Source organism: Lactococcus lactis (assembly GCF_029023865.1).
Taxonomy (GTDB): Bacteria; Bacillota; Bacilli; order Lactobacillales; family Streptococcaceae; genus Lactococcus; species Lactococcus lactis.
Genome location: NZ_CP118969.1, coordinates 142,969 through 161,836, shown reverse-complemented (window position 1 = coordinate 161,836; position 18,868 = coordinate 142,969). Strand labels below are relative to the sequence as shown.

The following is an 18,868-nucleotide window of genomic DNA, read 5'->3' as shown; positions in this document are numbered from 1 at the left end:
TTATTTTCCAAAAATAATCGGTTGTTTTTTGTGGAAATCAGTAGTTGCTTCAAAAGCAGCCGCTACTTGATAAATCGTTTCCTCATCGTAACGTTTACCAATCAATTGCATTCCCACAGGTAGTCCATCGGCAAAACCAGCAGGAATTGAAATTCCTGGAAGGCCAGCTAGGTTGACTGGAATTGTCAATAAATCCGCCAAATACATTGAAAGTGGATCATCAACACGTGCTCCCAAGTCCCAAGCTGGTGTCGGAGTTGTTGGGCCTAAGATTAAATCATATTTTTCAAAAACTTTTGCAAAATCATTGATGATTAAAGTACGAACTTGACCTGCTTTTTTGAAATGTTTATCATAAGAACCTGCTGAAAGACTGAAAGTTCCTAACATAATTCGACGTTGAACTTCTGGACCAAATCCTTCAGAACGTGATTTCACATACAAATCTTCAAGATTTTTGATGTCTTGTGCACGATAACCATAACGAATACCATCAAAACGTTGAAGATTTGAGCTGGCTTCAGAAGAGGCAATAATATAATAAACTGCAACACCATATTTACTGTGAGGAAGACTAACTTCTTCAACAATGGCACCCAATTTTTCCAAATGTTTAGCTGCTGCCAAAATTTGTTCTTTTACTTTTTCATCAATTCCTTCACCAAAATATTCTTTAGGCAAAGCAATTTTCATTCCTTTAATGTCTTGACCAATTTTACTTGTAAAGTCAGGAACTGCAACATTTGATGATGTGCTATCATTTTTATCAAAGCCAGAAATGACATTCAAAAGTTGAGCATTTTCTTCGACTGTTGGCGCCAATGGACCGATTTGGTCTAATGATGAAGCAAAAGCAATTAAACCAAAACGACTCACACGACCATAAGTTGGTTTCAAACCAACAATCCCATTGAATGCGGCAGGTTGGCGAATTGAGCCACCAGTATCTGAACCCAATGATAAACGAACTTGACCAGAAGCAACTGAAGCCGCAGAACCAGATGAAGAACCACCAGGTACTTTTGTTTGATCCCAAGCGTTTTTGGTTGGCTTAACTGAAGAATTTTCACCAGAACCACCCATCGCAAACTCATCCATATTGAGTTTACCAATTGTAATTAACCCAGATTCGCTCAATTTATTCGCAACCGTTGCATTATAAGGTGGAATCCAACCTCCAAGAATTTTTGAAGCAGCTGTTGTTTCAATTCCTTCTGTAACAATATTATCTTTGACAGCAATTGAGATTCCGTCAGTCACAACGTCTGGATTAATTCCACGAGCATCAATTGCGGCGGCATCTTGCAAAGCTTTTTCTTCTGTAATTTTCAAAAAAGCATCAATTTGTGGTTCACGTGCAGAAATATCAGAAAGCGTTGCTTTTGTCAGTTCAAGAGCAGAAATTTCTTTATTTACAAGTAGCTCATGAAGCTCTTTGATTGATTTGTTATTGTATGACATTAAGCATCTCCTCCGTCAGAAAGCATTGCTGGAACTTTGATAAAGCCGTCTTCCTTTTCAGGAACGGCTGCCATGAGTTTTTCACGGTCAAGTCCTTTTTCTGCCACATCTTCACGCATGAAGTTGAGATTATCTGCCACATTCATAGTAAATGGGACACCTTCACCATCAACTTCATCTAACATTTCAACCATATCAATGATTTTTCCAAAAGTATCGGTAAATGACTTTACTTCATTTTCCGAGAATTCAAGCTTTGACAAAAGCGCCACGTGCTTGACTTGTTCCTCTGTAATTTGACTCATATTTTCAATCTCCATTTTTTAGAGTTTATTCTTGTTAATTATAACAAAAAATCGGCATTTTAACAGTCTGTCAGTGATTTTAAACCATTTATCAGTCATTTTTTTACTGACAGAACTTTTTGTCAGTAAAAATAGAAAGCAAAATTACTGACAGAAAAATTTATCTCTGATACAATTTTAAAAATTGCTGACAGATAATTTCGTCAGTAATTATAAATCGATAATCGATAATCTTTATAAGACACAAACAACTCCCATCTGAGATAGGAGCTGTTTGTGAAACTAAATAGTACTCTAACCATGTATGTGGCTTCTGTCAGCAAGTTCAACCTTCTGACCTAACCTGATAGGATTTTGATTAAAAGACTTCGGCTTCGCTGGTAATTTTAACGTTCTAAACTAATAAAAATTTGTTTGAAATTCTTATAAAGCACGAAAAGCTCCCATCTGCGATAGGAGCTTTTTGTGAAGCCGAAGTCTAAGCGTTAAAGCGCTAAGACCCTTACATGGCTTCGCTGGTAATTTTCACATTCTAAACTAATAAAAATTTGTTTGAAACTCTTATAAAGCACGAAAAGCTCCCATCTGCGATAGGAGCTTTTTGTGAAGCCGAAGTCTAAGCGTTAAAGCGCTAAGACCCTGGCTTTTAGAAATTACGTCCTGCAAGTTTATCAAATAAACCAGTATTAAGAACTTTAAGATAAGTTCCTTTCATACCAAGTGAACGTGATTCAATTACACCAGCAGATTCGAGTTTACGCAATGCGTTAACGATGACTGAACGTGTAATTCCAATCTTGTCAGCAATGACAGAAGCGATAACATGCCCTTCTTCACCATCAAGCTCTTCAATGATTGCTTTAACAGCTTTCATTTCTGAATATGAAAGCGTGTTAACAGCCATAGTTGCCATGGTGTCTTTACGGATATTTTCTTCCATTTGTTCAAGTTTAAGATTTGAGAGTTGAACACCAATTACTGTTGTTGCAAGTTCAACTAAGACCAAATCATCATCAGTGAATTCGCCGTCTTCACGCCACATGATAAATGTTCCCAAACGCATTCCAGAACCATAAATAGGTGCTAAAGTTGTCACACCTTTTGGAAAATCGCCAAGGCTTTCTTCTGGGAAGATTGCTAATGGACGGTCAACAGGAACGTTTGCCATTGTATCGTAGATACGTACTGCCGCACGAACATATTCATCAGGCAATTTACGATCATAGAAAAATTGGTCAACACGGTCATTGTTTGTATTATAAGGCAATGAGTAACCAAGCAACTCGCCCTTCGTATTAATCACACATGCATTGCAATCAATGACGTTTGCCAAGCGTTCAGTCATACTGTTATATGGCAACTCTTGTTGCAAATCGGTCACTCCATCTTGCAAAATCGCGGTGATTTTACGTGTTTTTTCAAGTAATGTAGCCACTTTGTTCTCCTATTTTTTTATATTCTTGTTTTTATACAAAATTTTTCATAATCAGTATAACATAAAAAAGCATGAAAAACAATAAAAATTGTCAGAAAATTACTCTCAACAAAAAAAGATATACGAATTATTCATACATCTTTTTCTATTTATTATTTACGATATTGCCAAAGGAAACGTTCCATTTTTTCTTGTATTTCCGCTAATTCGTCCACACGAGGCAGATAAACAATTCGGAAATGGTCTGGCTCTTTCCAATTAAATCCTCGACCATGAACAAGCAGGATTTTTTCCTGCTTCAAAAAGTCCAAGACAAATTGTTCATCATTATCAATTTTATACATTTCTCTGTCAATTTTAGGGAAAATATAGAAAGCTGCTTGAGGTTTGACCGCAGATAATCCTGGAATACCATTGATGGCTTTATAAATGAATTCTCTTTGCTCATAAACTCGTCCACCCGGCAACAGCAATTTATCAACCGATTGAGTGCCACCAAGTGAAGTTTGTACGACTGATTGAGCTAAAACATTGGAACAAAGTCGCATTGAAGCCAGCATATTCAAACCTTCAATATAACCCTTGACATGTGATTTTTCACCTGACAAAACCATCCACCCCACACGGAATCCCGCAATGCGGTGTGATTTTGAGAGTCCATTCATTGTGACCACAAAAAGATCTGGTGCCAAGCTAGCAATCGGAACATGAACTGCTCCATCCATAACCAATCGGTCATAAATTTCGTCAGAGAAAATAATTAAATTATTTTCTCTAGCCACTTGAACAATTTCAAGCAATAAATCTTTAGAATACAGCGCACCCGTTGGATTATTAGGATTAATCAAAACAATGGCTTTTGTATTACTTGTGATTTTTGAGCGAATATCATCAATGTCGGGGAACCAACCAGCCTGTTCATCACAGAGGTAATGAACAGCTGTTCCTCCAGCTAAACTGACAGAAGCCGTCCAAAGTGGATAATCAGGCATAGGAATCAAAACCTCATCCCCTGTGTCCAAAAGTCCCTGCATGGCCATAACAATCAATTCAGAAACCCCATTACCTGTGAAAATATCATTGATATCAAGATTAGGAAAACCCTTGAGCTGACAGTATTGCATAATCGCTTTACGAGCCGAGAAAATCCCTTTAGAATCTGAATATCCTTCGCTATCCACAGCATGTTGAATCAAGTCACTAATGACTTCATCAGGAGCAAGAAAGCCAAATTCAGCTGGATTTCCTGTATTCAATCGAAGAATTTTTTCACCATTGGCTCGCATTCTTTGTGCTTCATCCAATACTGGACCACGAATATCATAGCTGACATTATCAAGTTTATGCGATTTTTCAAATTTTCTCATTATTGACCTCCGTAATATTATGAAGTTTTGATTTTCAAAACTTACAAACAGATTCTGGTAACACTAGTTTATTTCTTTTTATAGACTTGGAAATATTTTCCAGCATAGTTAGTCACTTTATAGTCTTTATCTAAAACTTTTTTCAAACTAGCCGGAGCTTTCTCACTGGCCTGTAAAACAACGAATTTATCTGATAATTTACCCACTTTCAAATCATAACTTTGGGTAAATTTAATTGGATAATTTGCTGGAACATTATCTAAAGTTGAAATTGTTTTGGTCAAATTGTTAATATTTTTACCATCAGCGACAACATAAACTCGGTCAGAACCTGTGGCATTTGCCTTAATATATTGTGCCACACTTTGCTCTTCTGAAGCAATTGTTCGGTTCATGAAATGATAACTAATTGGTGTAAAAATGACAAAAAGTATTGCCAAAATCGGAGCAAATAAACGATTTTGCAGATATTTCAACAAAATTTGATCGCTATCTGTCAACCCAAGACCTGCAAAAACTATTGTAAATGGCAGGACAGCCAAAAGATTAGAACTATCAAAAGTCTGAGCAAAAACAATCATTGTTGTCAATCCAACAATTCCAATAAGCATCATGACGTACCAAACTCTGGCTGGTCCACCCTTTTTGAGTTGCACAATTCCTTGGACGAAACCTGCAACAATTCCAAAAATAAGAGTGAGAACTAAGGCTTTAGCAAGAGTTAATAATAAATCACCACTTGGACCAAAATGTGTAAAGGGAATTAAAATAGATTGTTCAATAGAAGTATAGATTGTTTGTTCTTCAAGAGAATAATAAGCGACTGAGTAACCTACTAATAGAACTCCCAAAATTGTTGCCAGCATTTGGTAAAAACCACGTCCAATTTTACGGCTACCCACATTATGAATAATGAGAGCGATAGCAGATAAAATAAAGAAAACTGACATGATAGGAGAAATGACTAAGGCAAAGGCAGCTGCCATTCCAAATCGAATAAATCCCCTATCTGTAGAACTATCTTGGAAATAAGAACTCAAAAATCGTGCTGCCCATAAGGCAAAAGGAAGAGCAAAGAGCGTTGGACTATCTCCTCCTCTTGCCAAACCTGCAATAATAACTAAGGTAAAAACCGATACAGTTAGTGATGCCGTTTGATTTTTCGTTTGTTGACCCACTAAGCGGTAAACTAAAATTCCACTGATTAGTAAAGCAATAATTTCAAAAAGCCATAAAAGCCAAGTCGTCCCACCAATATTCCCTAACCAATTAATGAGATAAAAAACCGTACCACCTGTCCCATAAAAATCATTAAAAGGAACTAAACCATGATGCATCGCAAATCCTGAATAAAGGTTTTGTGATTGGCTGGCTGTGGCTACTGGTTTCCACAAAGGAAATGCATAAAAAGTTAATGCTAAAAGCACTGACAGACCCGTAAGTAATCCATAGACTGCTAAAGGAATTCTGAGTGTTTTTTCATGTGTCAATTTTTGTCTTGAAGTTCGTTCGACGTTTTGACCTTCTGGTTCTTCTTCTAAATGCCTGATTGCTTGATTCGCTGCCGCTTCCACGACATCAGAATCTTTATTTGCCCAACGAGAGCTTCTCCGCTCACGACGTGACGAGCGGGATCTGTATTCATTTGACATGACGTCCTCCGATGTTTCCTTAGCGGAAATCTTTTTTATAAACAAAATGCTTGTTTCAAATACACAGTTGTAAAAAAATTATACCAAATTTTTGGAAAACACTCAATAAAGTTAAAAATGATTATAAAATTATAAGCAAAAAATTACTGACAAAAAGGTCAGTAATTTCTATAAGTTAATATTATTTATAAACTACTTAATTCCTAATTTTACCAAGAATCCAAAGGACCAAAGCGACAACAGCAATGAATAACCAAAAGTGCGGGTTAAACAAAAGTACAATCCCTGAAATAATCAAACGAACAATCAGTAAAATAAGTAAAATGGGCAAGATATAGCGTACAAATACTCTCAATGCCATCACTCCCAAAAGCACTAACAAAATTGAAAGCAAAGCCCCCATTACAATCAAACCTGATAAAAATCCTACAAACATTTTTTCTCCTTTTAGTAGTAACGACTACGACTGGCTCTCACAAGCCATACAATAATGCTAATTACGAGCAAAGTCCCCCAAAAATGCGGACTAAGTAAGAGCATTAAACTACCGAACAAAAATTTCAAAATCATTAATATAATCAAAGCAGGTAAAACAATTTTAAAGAATCCTTTTATAAAAAGTAACATAGCTAAAAATAGTATAAGTAGTAAAAACATTCTCTTTCCTCCGATAATTAACAAATTCTAATCACTCATGAATTTATATTTATATATTAATTATAGCAAGAAAAAAAGCCCGAATTCTCAGTCTTTTGACTGATTTTTCAAGCATTTTTTTACTGACAGAGCTTTATTTTACTGACAGAACAGTCTGTCAGTAACTATTTAGGGCTGACTGTGTTAACTGCGGTCCCGTCAGCATAATTAATTTTTGCATTTGGAGCGACATTGTCAAGAACAACGACAGTTGCTCCACCATTTCCTGACTTTTCACGACCACCACCGAGTTTGATAGACAAGGTTTGACCATTTTTATCAATTCCAACATAAGCCAAACGAATTTGTCGAGGCAAAAGTTCATTTCCTTCGTAGAGAGGGGTCACTTGGTAATCTAAATAATAATTGGGATGATTTGCAAGCCAACTGTCCAAACGATTTTCGTAATAAAGCATGCTGGCTGTATTTCCATCGTTCGTTCCAGTGAAATTTCCACCATTGAACCAAGCCGTTTCTGGCACTAAATTTCTTGCTTCATTATTTAGACCTGAAAATTGATAACCCACCAAATGGCCACGAGCTATTAGCCACATTTTACCAATCGAACCATCTGATTTTTTATAATAAAAATTATAATTATGCCAACCAACCGGATTATAGGTCAAGGGTTCACGTTTGACTTTAGGTTCTTGAGAATCTTTCAATTGAATATGTGAATCAACCGCACGACCTAAAGCATCAGTATTGGCCATGACCATTTGTCTTTGATTTTTAAAAGTTAAAGGAGCTTGTTTAACCGAACTTGCCAGTGATTTTGTGGAAACTTGACTACTATTATCAGTAGCCGAATTATTTCCTTGTCCCAAATGCAGACGTCCCGAACCAAAATATCCTACAGCCAGTGCAATAATGACTACAATGACGCTTGTTAGTGTTTTTATTTGTTTCTTATTCATAGCTTAATTATAGCAAAAAATTTCAAGGATTTTACAATTCTGAAAAACTTTTATAATCATTTTAAAGAAGCTTTTAAACCACACCACTTCCCTTAATATTGTATAATAAAAACAAAGCAGGAGGAGGAAATCTAATGTACGAATTTGAAAATCCAGAACAAGAGGTAATGTTTGATTATCTCAAAAATGCAAAAACCATCGCTGTCGTTGGGATTAGCGATAAAACAGACCGTTCATCTTTTTTAATTGCTCAAGGATTACAACAAAATGGCTACCATGTTATTCCAGTCAATCCAAGACTTGCTGGCCGTGAATTACTAGGTGAAAAAGTCTACCCTTCTATCAAAGAAGTTCCTTTTCACATTGATATCGTTGATATCTTTCGTCGAAGTGAGTTTTTGGCGGATGTTGCTCGTGACTTCATTGAAACTGACGCCGATATTTTCTGGGCGCAATTGGGCTTACAATCTCAAGAAGCTGAACAAATTCTTCGAGAAGCAGGAAGAAATAAAATTGTGATGAATCACTGTATTAAAATTGAATATGCCTATTCAGGCTTAGGGAAAAAATGACTACAAAAGTTATTTTATAGACTATTACGTTTCCCCGGCAACATTTTATCGATTTTTTTTGATACAATAATAAAGTTGAATTACGCAAACACAAAACTCTCGTCTAAAAAGCGGGAGTTTTATCTGTTTTTTAGGCGGATGTTTACGCATTCATAAATTTTTCTCAAAGAAAGGAACTTTATGAAAGAAAAACTTTGGACAACAACTTTCGTTGTTAATATGTTACTTAATTTTATTTTTTATCTTGTTTTTTATCTCCCTACTGTTGTTATTGGTACAATGGCTATGGAACGTTATCACGCTTCTGCTAGTATCGCTGGTATTTTATCTGGAATTTTTATTGTCGGCGGATTTATTGCTCGACTTTGGGCTGGAAATAATATGAAACGCCTTGGTGCAAAAAAACTTTTGTACATAGGAACACTTATTTATTTCTTGCTTACCTTTGCTTATTTCTTTGTGCATAGTGTCGTTCTACTATTAATTTTACGTCTTGTACATGGACTTGGATTCGGTATTGCTGCAACAGCTTCTGGAACTTTGGCTGGTGCCATTGTTCCTTCTTCAAGACGTGGTGAAGGAATTGGTTATTATGCGCTTTCTGTCACATTATCGTCAGCAGTTGGTCCCTTTTTATCAATGTTTCTTTACCGGACATCAGGTTTTTATTCATTAATTTGGCTTTCTGCCTTACTTTTATTTATTGCCTTAGTCGGAATTTTCTTCATACATGTTGAAAAAACTACTGACAGCTCTAATTCTGTCGATAATAAAGTGCATAAAAAATTCGCTTGGTCAAATTACTTTGAAAAAGAAGCTTTACCAATTTCATTAATTGCCTTTCTCATAGGTATTTCATACTCAAGTATTCTGTCATTTATGGATGCTTACGCTCGTAATATTCACCTTTCAGAGGCTGCCTCATTTTTCTTCTTAGTTTATGCCATTACTGTCCTTCTTTCTCGTCCAATTACTGGTCGTGTCTTTGACGGCTTTGGTGATAACTTTGTAATGTATCCGACCTACCTCTTCTTTGCACTTGGCCTTTTACTGATTGGTTTTGCTCATTCTGGTTGGATGTTGCTCCTTGCTGCTATATTTATCGGTTTAGGCTACGGCTCATTTTCGCCTTTTGGACAAGCAATTGCCATCCGTAATTCAGAAGCTCATCGTTTAGGAATCACAACTTCTACTTTCTTTGGCTTTATGGATATGGGTGTCGGTTTTGGACCCTTTATTTTAGGAATGTTTATGCCTCTATTAGGCTATCGTAATCTCTATTTTGCCTCAGCAATTCTTGCACTTCTAATTGCTGTCATTTACCATTTCGTTCATGGACGTCATGCTAAACGTGAAAATTAAGCTACTGATTGTTCTGTCAGTAAATAAAAAAAGCTGTCAGTAACTTTGACAGCTTTTTTATTATTTACCAATATTTTCGTAATAAGCAATTGAAGCCATGTTGAGGTAAGGAGTAGTCCAGAATCCTGCTAAACCACCTGAGATACCATAAAGAACATACCACCAGAAGAAACTCAATTTGAAAATGAAGTAATTTCCACGCAAACCTTTCATCATTGTTGCTGATTCGCTAAGAACGCCCATAACACCGCTGTAACGTCCTTCTTCTAACTGATCAAACAAAACATAAGTTGCTTGTGACCAACCAAGTCCCAAATAAATTGCAAATGCCCAACCAATCACTGGGATAAACATCAAGGCAACAAAAATCACCCCTTTGACAATACTTAAAAGAATAATTTTGCCAGCTGAACCATCATAGAAAGGCCCAAAAACATTTTTAAATTGTGGATTATTTCGTTCACCACGGAAAATTTTGATATAGTTAAAAATTGCCCCAACTGTTACAACTGAAACAAACAAGGCTACAACAATCATTAAAATAGCAATAAGCAAAGTCGCAAAGCTAATCACCATCCAAACACTACCTGGAATACTATCAAAATTAGAAGTATTGTAGTCCATGGACTGCTTTACACCATTTCCTCCACCTAAGATCCCCGCAATAATTGGAATAATAAAGAGTAACATTTTTGAACCAAAATTATCTTTTAAAGCTCCTTTGGCTTGATTTTTCAATTCCCATCTTGACATAAAATACCTCCCAATAATTTGTCTTACATTATATTTACTTAATTATACCAATAAATAGGCAAAATCTCTAAGACTTTCGCCCGATTTTCAAAAAATCATCTATAAAAAGCGTTTAATTTTTGTTATACTTATAAGTGCTTGCTTTTTAAGCTACAAGAAGACTCGATTCTACGAGTAAATAAAGGAATCTTATGACAGAACACGCAATAAAATACAGATTAATAAAAAAAGAAAAACATACAGGAGCAAGATTAGGAGAAATCATCACACCACATGGTACCTTCCCAACTCCAATGTTTATGCCCGTAGGTACTCAAGCTACCGTTAAAACAATGAGCCCAGAAGAACTCAAAACATTAGGCTCAGGGATTATTCTCTCAAACACTTACCACCTCTGGTTACGCCCCGGAGATGAACTTGTTGCTGAAGCTGGCGGTCTTCACAAATTTATGAATTGGGACCAACCTATCCTGACTGATAGTGGTGGTTTCCAGGTTTACAGCCTAGTTCAAAACAAAAAAAATATCACAGAAGAAGGCGTTAAGTTCAAGAGCCATTTGGACGGACGTGAACTTTTTCTTAACCCCGAAAAAGCAATAAGCATTCAAAATAATCTTGGCTCTGACATCATGATGTCCTTTGACGAATGTCCACCTTTCTATCAACCCTATGACTATGTCAAAGCCTCTGTTGAAAGAACTTCCCGTTGGGCTGAGCGCGGTCTCAATACTCATCGTCGTCCAAATGACCAAGGACTTTTCGGAATTGTTCAAGGAGCTGGTTTTGAAGATTTACGTCGTCAATCAGCTAGAGACTTGACTTCAATGGATTTCGCTGGTTATTCTATCGGTGGTCTTGCCGTTGGTGAATCTCATAAAGAAATGAATGCTGTCCTTGACTTTACAACACCAATGCTTCCAGAAGACAAACCCCGCTATTTAATGGGTGTTGGTGCACCAGACAGCTTGATTGATGGAGTTATCCGTGGAGTTGATATGTTTGACTGCGTTCTTCCTACACGAATTGCTCGTAATGGAACTCTAATGACTCATTTCGGTCGAGTTAACATTCGTAATGCTAAATACGAACACGATTTTACTCCACTTGACCCAATGTGCGATTGCAACACATGCACTAACTATACACGCGCCTACCTTCGTCATTTAATTAAAGCCGATGAAACTTTTGGCCTTCGTCTTTGTTCATACCACAATCTTCACTTCCTTGTTAATTTAATGAAAGACGTTCGCGGGGCCATTATGGATGACAACCTTCTGGAATTCCGAGAAGATTTCTGTAAGCGTTACGGCTACAATCAACCCAATGCCAAAGACTTCTAGTTCTTGAAAATAGGTTTAAAAAGTTGTATCATAATAAAAGTGGGTAACCACTCTCATTATGTGCCGAGTTAGCTCAGTCGGTAGAGCACTTCACTCGTAACGAAGGGGTCACAGGTTCGATTCCTGCACTCGGCATAGATAAAAAACCTTGTATCGTTGATATACAAGGTTTTTTATTATTTTATCATATTCTTTTAATTATATTTTTATTAGCATTGATGTATCTTTATGCCCATTAACTTTGCCACTACTTTATTATCGATACCTTAACTTAGTAGTACACTATCACAAGTTTATCTAACACCTCACTTGTAATTATTGGCTCAATTTCTAACTCATTTAACATCTTTTTCATTGTTTTATTTACTGTGACTACATTTGGAATACCATTTTGCAAACTATAATGATGAAAGAAAAAATTTTCTCTATTGGGCCAATCCAAGCTTAATATTTACATGATTTTGAGTTTTTTTGAGTGGTTCTAATATAGACAAATCTTTTTTACTTATTGGAATACTGCAAACTGAAGTATTATTTTTAGGTATTACAAACTAAAATATTTTTGTATTAAGTCACTACCACTTTTTCCAAATCAAAAACATGGCTAAAGCCATGTTTTTATATAATTTTACATTTTACGTCTTTTAAAAAATACATATAAAGTAGCACCCACCATTAATAGTCCAACACCAACTATAGGCAAGAAAGTATTTCGTTCTTCTCCTGTCTTAGGTAATTCTGGCTTTTTAGGTGTAATTGGAAGTCTTTTATTGACGAACTTTCCAGTATTAACAACTTGTGGTTTGTTTTCTGCGCTTGCTTTAATTTCAAAAGCTCTAGTTTCTTGACTTAATTGATAACCTGCTGGAGCCTCTGTTTCAACAAAAGTGTATTTACCTGGTTTTAGATGATTTGCCTTAATTACTCCATTTGCATCAGTTTTGATCCCCTTAATAACTACTTCATGAGTTTCACTATTAGTAACATTAAAGACTGCACCTGAAAGAGATTTACCATTCTCATCTACCTTAATTAGTTCAGCAGATCCTTGATAATTGATAAAGTTCTCTGAAGCCATAACTATTTTTGGTTTATTCTCTTCTTTTGTTGAAATAGTAAAATCAACTTTTGAAGTATTCAAGATATAGCTACTTGGAGCTTTTGTCTCAACAAATGAATAATCTCCTGGTACAAGATTTTCAATTAAAACTTTTCCTTCTTTATCAGAAACCAAGTTCTCTTTGATACTCTTTCCTTTTGAATCAATAACTTTAAAGACTGCGCCTTCTAAAGCTTGACCTTGGCTGTCATGTTTAATTAATTCAGCAGATCCTTGATAGTTGATGAAATTATCGGAAGCCATGACTACTTTGGGTTGACCCTCTTCTTTTGTTGAAATAGTAAAATCAACTTTTGAAGTATTCAAGATATAGCCGCTTGGAGCTTTTGTCTCAACAAATGAATAATCTCCTGGTGCCAAATTGTCAATTAATACTTTACCAGTTTTATCGGAAGCCAAATCTTCTTTGATTATTTTTCCTTTTGAATCAACAACTTTAAAGATTGCACCTTCTAAAGCTTGACCTTGACTGTCATGTTTAATCAACTCAGCTGATCCTTGATAATTAATAAAGTTATCTGAAGCCATGACTACTTTTACTTTGCCCTCTTCTTCACCTGAGATGCTAAAGTTAACTGGCAGAGTATTCAAAATATATCCTTCAGGGGCTTTAGTCTCAACAAATGAATAGTCACCTGGAGCCAAACCTTCAATTAATACTTTACCAGTTTCATCAGAAGTTAAACCTTCTTTTATGGTTTTTCCATCTGCATCAATTACTTTAAAGATTGCACCTGATAAAGCTTGACCGTTGATATCATGCTTAATCAATTCAGCTGACCCTTGATAATTAATAAAGTTATCTGAAGCGACAACCAGTTGAGGTTGGCCTTCACTCTCAGCTAAGATTGTAAAATCAGTAGGGTTAGTATTTAAAACATAACCTGTCGGAGCCTGCGTTTCGATAAATGAATAGTCACCCGGAGCCAAGCCTGTAACATTTACTTTACCAGCTTTATCAGATGTTAAACCTTCTTTTACTAGTTTTCCAGTGTTATCGACTACTTTAAAAATTGCACCTAAAAGTGGTTGTCCTTGGCTATCTCGTTTAATTAATTGGGCTGATCCTTGGTAATTAACAAAGCTATCTGAGGCTATAATTGTTTTGGGTTGACCTTCTTCTTTGTCTGAAATCGTAAAGTGGACAGGATTTGTATTTAGAATATATCCTGTTGGAGCCTTGCTTTCAACAAAGGAATAATCTCCCGGCGCTAAGCCATCAACTACCACTTTACCATCTTTACCAGAAGTTAAATTAGCTTGGATTGTCTTGCCAGCTTTATCAACAATTTTAAAAACTGCACCAGAAAGTGGCTGACCTTCGTTATCTTGCTTGATTAATTCGGCTGAACCTTGATAATTGATAAAATTATCCGAGGCAATAACCATTTGTGGTTGACCTTCTTCTTCAGCTGAAATTGTAAAATGAACTGGTATTGTATTTAAAATATATCCTGTTGGAGCTTTGGTTTCAACAAAGGAATAATCTCCAGGGGATAAACCAGTAGCCGTAACTTTACCATCTTTATCAGAGCTTAAATTAGTTTGGATTGTATTACCATCTTTATCAATAACTTTGAAAATCGCACCTGATAAAGCTTGACCATTACTGTTATGTTTAATGAGTTGTGCTGAACCCTGATAGTTAACTTTTTCCAAGTTGATATCTGGGATGATTCCTTCTTCATTGGCTTTAAGTTCAAAGTCAATTGGGGTTGGGTCCAAAATATAACCCGCTGGGGCTTTAGTTTCAACAAGTGAATATTTACCAGGTGTTAGTTTTTCAATCGTTACATTTCCAGAACTGTCAGAAGTAAGTTTTTCGTAACCTGAAACAACTTGACCGTTGCTGTCTAGTACTTTAAATTCTGCACCTTGAAGTGGATTTTTTACCTCTTTACCATTTTCAATGGTCAGTCCTACTTTTTTCAAGATTACTTTCGTTGGTTCATTTTCAACGTCTTGAATTGGGAAATTAGAAACTTCTCCATCTTTTGCAACTGTTATTTTCTTACCTTTGACTAGTTCTTCATCAAGTGTATACCCTGTTGGGGCCTTAGTTTCAATAAGAAGATAATCAGTAACACGCAAATTCCCAAGTTTTAAATCACCATTTTTGTCGGTATCTCCTTCACGAATTAATTTATCTTTTTTGCCATCTGTACCGATAGACCAAAGTTGAAGATGAGCTCCCGCAAGTTTTGCTTTGCCGGGACCAACTTTTTCCAAAGTAACTGAACCTTTTGATCCGTTTGCACTTCCGTTATGATTAGTTACGGGTACATCTTTTTCAACATCTTGTTCTATTGTTTTCTCGTTGTCTCCAGTAATATGGGCTTGATTAGTTACCACATCATTAGCTTTGTCAGAAGTAATTAATGCACGATATTCTACAACATATGCTGTGTTAATTTCTGATAAAAATTTAATTTTAACTGTTTGAGCCCCTGTAGAATTGTCAGTTTGGATATCAACAGAATAATCTTTGCCTTGTTCAAGAATAATATTTTTGTTCTCAGTAATATTACCAGAAGCGTCAATACTTGTTCCATAAATAAGAATATCTTTTGCTACAATATACTGATTTGAGGAAGGATTATCGGTGACTTCTACATTTTTTAAGGTAGATTGCGAGGCGTTTACTGTAAGTTTCCAATTTACATAATTAGAATCTGTACTTGACTGTGAACCATCTTTCGTTACGAATTCTCCTTGATGTGCTGGAGTAACACTAGCACTTAAATCATGTGAAATGTCCTTATTTGTAAATGTCGCTTTGTTTTTGTACTCCTTCTGATTGATGAGGTTACCTTCTAGACTTGTTTCAAATATTAGAACATAGGCTTTTGTGCTTCCATCTGGTAGTTCTACCTTAACACTTCCTTTGCTTTCTACTATTTTTATTCCCATATCTGAAGTAACTTCAGCACCTAAAGTATAAGTACCATTTTTATTAATCGTAGCTTCATATACTTTAGCACTTCCAGAAACATAGTTTTGATCATCAGAGATTGGATCAGTTATTGAGGCATTGCTTAATTCTTGTTGATTGAAATTTGCTGCAATTGTCCAGGTAATTTTTTTGCTGGTTGCATTATATGAACCAGATTTTTGTCCATTATATTGGAACGGAGGTATTGGTTTAAATTCTTTATGATCATTATTAGTATGATCTCCTCCATTTTGATCCTTCCAAGTCATTGAAGCATCATTTACAAATTTGATATCTCCTTCATGACCAGACCCATTATCAATCACACTAGTATCAAATTTTGTTTTGTATTTAATTTGATATTTATGATCTGTCCCCTCCTTAAGTGGGGACTTAAAGAAAACTGAAAAGCCTGTTGCTGTTTTTACCAGTGTATATTCTGTTGGGGAGAGTACTTTATTTCCAGCAGTTTTATCAATAATTTGGAAAGTATTTTCAAGGAAAGTCAAACCTTCAGACATTTTGTCTTCAAGTGACCAGTTTTCCATCCAATAGCCTGCACTATTAATATCTATTTTCCATGGAATTTCTCTATTCTCGTAATCAATATCTCCATCAATATTTTTAACGATTCCTTGTTGAGTTGCATTACCATCTGACTCGCTGTTATCTCCCGTATCAGTTGTTACTGAGTTATCAATGGTAACATTTCCATCTACGATATTTTTAACCTTCGTTTGATATTCAACTTTTACTGCATAATCGATATCAGTAATAAACTCAATTTTAAATTTTTGAGGATTATCAGGGTCTTGTACAAGTTTATAATCTTCCCCTTCTTTTAATTGAGCACCTTTAATTTCTTTTCCGTTACTATCAAAAGTAATTTTATAAAGTTTAACACTTCCGTTCACCAGCTCGATGGCATCACTCATGGTATCTTCAATAAATGACCCTGCTTTATGATTTTTTTCATTATAATTGTATTCTATATTCCAATTATAAATTTGATCGTTCCCTGTTGTAAATGGTCCATTTTTTTTAATTGGCCCTTTATATTGCGCAGTAACAGAGGCACTTGCATTGGTATCTGTTTTTCCATCATTTAATGTCGCTGTATTTTTAAAACTTACAGATCCCTCTTTTTCCGGAAAACTACTTTCATCGATAGTTGTTGTATAGACAACATTGAACGCTTGATCGGTGGTAGCATATTTACCAATAAAAGTAATTTTTCCATTTGAATCAACAGTATAATCTGTACCTTTTACTAAAGGATGTTCTTTATCAATGGAAATGATTTCTCCATTTTTTCCAACTGTCTCAGGGTAAATTTCGACGGATTCATAAGTTGTTCCTTCTGGCATTGGATCGGTAAGTGTAGCATTTTCCATTGTATTTAATGGACGGTTAATATTTATTTCCCAAATCACTTCACTAGGATTTGGAGTTTTATCGAAATGTCCTGATTTATCAATTGCTTGGTCATAGGTTGGCCGAACATGAATTTCTGAAGGGGGAAAATTTTCCTCCGTTGGTGTATCAACTACAACTTCTCCTGGAACAATTGTCTTATCGAAATGTGCATCATAATGAAAGGTACCCTTAATATCATGATAGGTTTCAACTTTTTCATTGAAGACGAAACGAACGGTTCCATCTGCATTAATTGTATAGGTTCCATAATCTCCCAGTGACGATGTCGCTTGCTCAATTGTTACACCATCAGGAAGTTTAAAATCAAAGTAATCTCCTGATTTCAATGGTAAAATATCTTCTGGAATACTCCAGGTATAATCGATTTGAACTTCTGCATCTATCGGAACATCTGTTTGATCTGGATAAGGTTTTCCTTCTTTATCAAGATATATGACCTTAGCTGAGTCGATAATAGTCGCTGGTGAAATTCCTGAGTCTTCTAGAAGTTTACGAATATCTTGACTTTCCACAGTTTTTATAGCTTGCTCTGAATGTTTAGTCGTACTACTTTCTTTTTCTTTGATTTCAGGTGTAACAGTATTTTGAGTCACAGTGGAAGTTGACTGACTTGGAGTTTCTGAAGTTGAACTCATTTTTGGCAACAATACATCAACCTGGCTATCATTTAATTTGGCTGTTAATCGCTCAAAGTTTTTCAAAAGTTCTTTAGAGATTGAGAAATTGACTTTCACTTCGCTTGTATTTAGTGAATTAAGGTCTATTGTCAATCTATTTTCGTCAGCAGTATAAGATGCTGTTGACTTTTGTCTGTTAGCCTCATTTGGTTCATTAATTTTAATTGATTTATCTAATTCAATAATAGTTGTTTTACTTTTCAATATTGACTGATTAATCTTGAGACTTAAATCAAATGTCATTAAATCAGCATTACTTTCGGATTCATCTATTTTAAATTGACTTAATGTTATATCCGAATCATTTGTTTCTTCATTTATTGCTCCTGCAATTGCTCCAACTGGGGTAATAACATATTGTAAAAGCAGCATTAAACCTAAAATTATAGAAATAACTTTTTTTCTACTTTTCATAATGTCCTCCTTTTGATTTTAAATCAGTTTTGTAAACGATGTATTTTATTAATTACATTTTCTTATAAAAATTGCTGATTCTAGGACATTATAGCATAATACAATACAAATGTGTAATAAATTTCGTACATTAAATTCTATTGTCTTACTTTTATTTATATTTTTGTTGGTTCCTAATATAGCCTTTCTGCAACATAATGGCTCCATAAAGCCATTAGCCCCTTTTTTAATATTTCATAAATATTTAAATGATTAATAAAAAAAGACCGATAAAAATTAAAAATTTGATTCTAAATCGACTTTTATAACAAAAAAATAAGATAATGCTTTTTTAAAAGGGGAAAGTTTTACTTTCGTTTTATTATTTTTACATTACACCTCTAAATTGAGTCTTATTTTAAATAATAAATATTACCGCTTAAGCATTA

12 protein-coding genes and 1 tRNA gene are annotated in these 18,868 nt (G+C 35.2%); 4 read left to right on the top strand and 9 right to left on the bottom strand.

Features of this window, described 5'->3' with window-relative positions; all coding sequences use genetic code 11:
- From gatA to PYW37_RS00880, 7 genes are all read right to left on the bottom strand, one after another.
- Window positions 1-1,461, bottom strand: a complete 1,461-nt coding sequence (gene gatA / locus PYW37_RS00910) for an Asp-tRNA(Asn)/Glu-tRNA(Gln) amidotransferase subunit GatA (protein WP_015425676.1) — start codon at window positions 1,459-1,461, stop codon at window positions 1-3.
- Complete coding sequence (gatC, locus tag PYW37_RS00905) at window positions 1,461-1,766, bottom strand: Asp-tRNA(Asn)/Glu-tRNA(Gln) amidotransferase subunit GatC (protein WP_010905163.1); 306 nt, start codon at window positions 1,764-1,766, stop codon at window positions 1,461-1,463. Before gatC ends, gatA begins: the two co-directional genes overlap by 1 nt.
- A 646-nt stretch (window positions 1,767-2,412) precedes the next feature.
- On the bottom strand, window positions 2,413-3,201 hold the full coding sequence (gene codY, locus PYW37_RS00900; protein WP_003129722.1) for a GTP-sensing pleiotropic transcriptional regulator CodY: 789 nt from the start codon (window positions 3,199-3,201) through the stop codon (window positions 2,413-2,415).
- Between the two features lie 152 nt (window positions 3,202-3,353).
- Window positions 3,354-4,568 (bottom strand): pyridoxal phosphate-dependent aminotransferase, encoded by a 1,215-nt coding sequence (locus PYW37_RS00895; protein WP_021723265.1) that lies wholly within the window; start codon window positions 4,566-4,568, stop codon window positions 3,354-3,356.
- Window positions 4,569-4,636: 68 nt separating this feature from the next.
- Window positions 4,637-6,220 (bottom strand): APC family permease, encoded by a 1,584-nt coding sequence (locus tag PYW37_RS00890; protein ID WP_023190084.1) that lies wholly within the window; start codon window positions 6,218-6,220, stop codon window positions 4,637-4,639.
- 196 nt (window positions 6,221-6,416) lie between these two features.
- Complete coding sequence (locus PYW37_RS00885) at window positions 6,417-6,656, bottom strand: hypothetical protein (protein WP_003129719.1); 240 nt, start codon at window positions 6,654-6,656, stop codon at window positions 6,417-6,419.
- A gap of 385 nt (window positions 6,657-7,041) precedes the next feature.
- The gene (locus tag PYW37_RS00880; RefSeq protein ID WP_025017006.1) at window positions 7,042-7,833 is read right to left on the bottom strand and encodes a DNA/RNA non-specific endonuclease; all 792 of its coding nucleotides are present in this window, start codon (window positions 7,831-7,833) and stop codon (window positions 7,042-7,044) included.
- A gap of 134 nt (window positions 7,834-7,967) precedes the next feature.
- Here PYW37_RS00880 and PYW37_RS00875 point away from each other — a divergent pair, with 134 nt between their 5' ends.
- Together PYW37_RS00875 and PYW37_RS00870 are read left to right on the top strand one after the other, a co-directional pair.
- The gene (locus tag PYW37_RS00875) at window positions 7,968-8,405 is read left to right on the top strand and encodes a CoA-binding protein (RefSeq protein ID WP_021723269.1); all 438 of its coding nucleotides are present in this window, start codon (window positions 7,968-7,970) and stop codon (window positions 8,403-8,405) included.
- Window positions 8,406-8,585: 180 nt separating this feature from the next.
- A complete protein-coding gene (locus tag PYW37_RS00870) occupies window positions 8,586-9,767 on the top strand; it encodes an MFS transporter (RefSeq protein ID WP_010905157.1) in 1,182 nt (393 codons plus the stop codon).
- Window positions 9,768-9,827: 60 nt separating this feature from the next.
- On the opposite strand, the gene PYW37_RS00865 is transcribed toward PYW37_RS00870, so the two are convergent.
- On the bottom strand, window positions 9,828-10,520 hold the full coding sequence (locus PYW37_RS00865; protein WP_003129712.1) for a DUF975 family protein: 693 nt from the start codon (window positions 10,518-10,520) through the stop codon (window positions 9,828-9,830).
- A 191-nt stretch (window positions 10,521-10,711) separates the two neighbouring features.
- Between PYW37_RS00865 and tgt the strand changes: the two genes are divergently transcribed.
- Together tgt and PYW37_RS00855 are read left to right on the top strand one after the other, a co-directional pair.
- Window positions 10,712-11,860: a tRNA guanosine(34) transglycosylase Tgt gene (gene tgt, locus PYW37_RS00860; protein WP_023190089.1), complete on the top strand. Its 1,149-nt coding sequence runs from the start codon at window positions 10,712-10,714 to the stop codon at window positions 11,858-11,860.
- A 62-nt stretch (window positions 11,861-11,922) separates the two neighbouring features.
- Window positions 11,923-11,995 (top strand) — tRNA-Thr (locus tag PYW37_RS00855).
- A gap of 493 nt (window positions 11,996-12,488) precedes the next feature.
- Here the strand turns inward: PYW37_RS00855 and PYW37_RS00850 are convergent.
- Window positions 12,489-18,440, bottom strand: coding sequence for a SpaA isopeptide-forming pilin-related protein (locus PYW37_RS00850; RefSeq protein WP_044009735.1), 5,952 nt, complete (start codon window positions 18,438-18,440; stop codon window positions 12,489-12,491).
- Window positions 18,441-18,868: the final 428 nt, after the last annotated feature.

Excerpts from the sequence above, each read along its gene's own strand:
- gatA (WP_015425676.1), bottom strand. The coding sequence starts at position 1,461 with ATGTCATACAATAACAAATCAATCAAAGAGCTTCATGAGCTACTTGTA.
- gatC (WP_010905163.1), bottom strand. The coding sequence starts at position 1,766 with ATGAGTCAAATTACAGAGGAACAAGTCAAGCACGTGGCGCTTTTGTCA.
- PYW37_RS00895 (WP_021723265.1), bottom strand. The coding sequence starts at position 4,568 with ATGAGAAAATTTGAAAAATCGCATAAACTTGATAATGTCAGCTATGAT.
- PYW37_RS00890 (WP_023190084.1), bottom strand. The coding sequence starts at position 6,220 with ATGTCAAATGAATACAGATCCCGCTCGTCACGTCGTGAGCGGAGAAGC.
- PYW37_RS00885 (WP_003129719.1), bottom strand. The coding sequence starts at position 6,656 with ATGTTTGTAGGATTTTTATCAGGTTTGATTGTAATGGGGGCTTTGCTT.
- PYW37_RS00880 (WP_025017006.1), bottom strand. The coding sequence starts at position 7,833 with ATGAATAAGAAACAAATAAAAACACTAACAAGCGTCATTGTAGTCATT.
- PYW37_RS00875 (WP_021723269.1), top strand. The coding sequence starts at position 7,968 with ATGTACGAATTTGAAAATCCAGAACAAGAGGTAATGTTTGATTATCTC.
- PYW37_RS00870 (WP_010905157.1), top strand. The coding sequence starts at position 8,586 with ATGAAAGAAAAACTTTGGACAACAACTTTCGTTGTTAATATGTTACTT.
- PYW37_RS00865 (WP_003129712.1), bottom strand. The coding sequence starts at position 10,520 with ATGTCAAGATGGGAATTGAAAAATCAAGCCAAAGGAGCTTTAAAAGAT.
- tgt (WP_023190089.1), top strand. The coding sequence starts at position 10,712 with ATGACAGAACACGCAATAAAATACAGATTAATAAAAAAAGAAAAACAT.
- PYW37_RS00850 (WP_044009735.1), bottom strand. The coding sequence starts at position 18,440 with ATGAAAAGTAGAAAAAAAGTTATTTCTATAATTTTAGGTTTAATGCTG.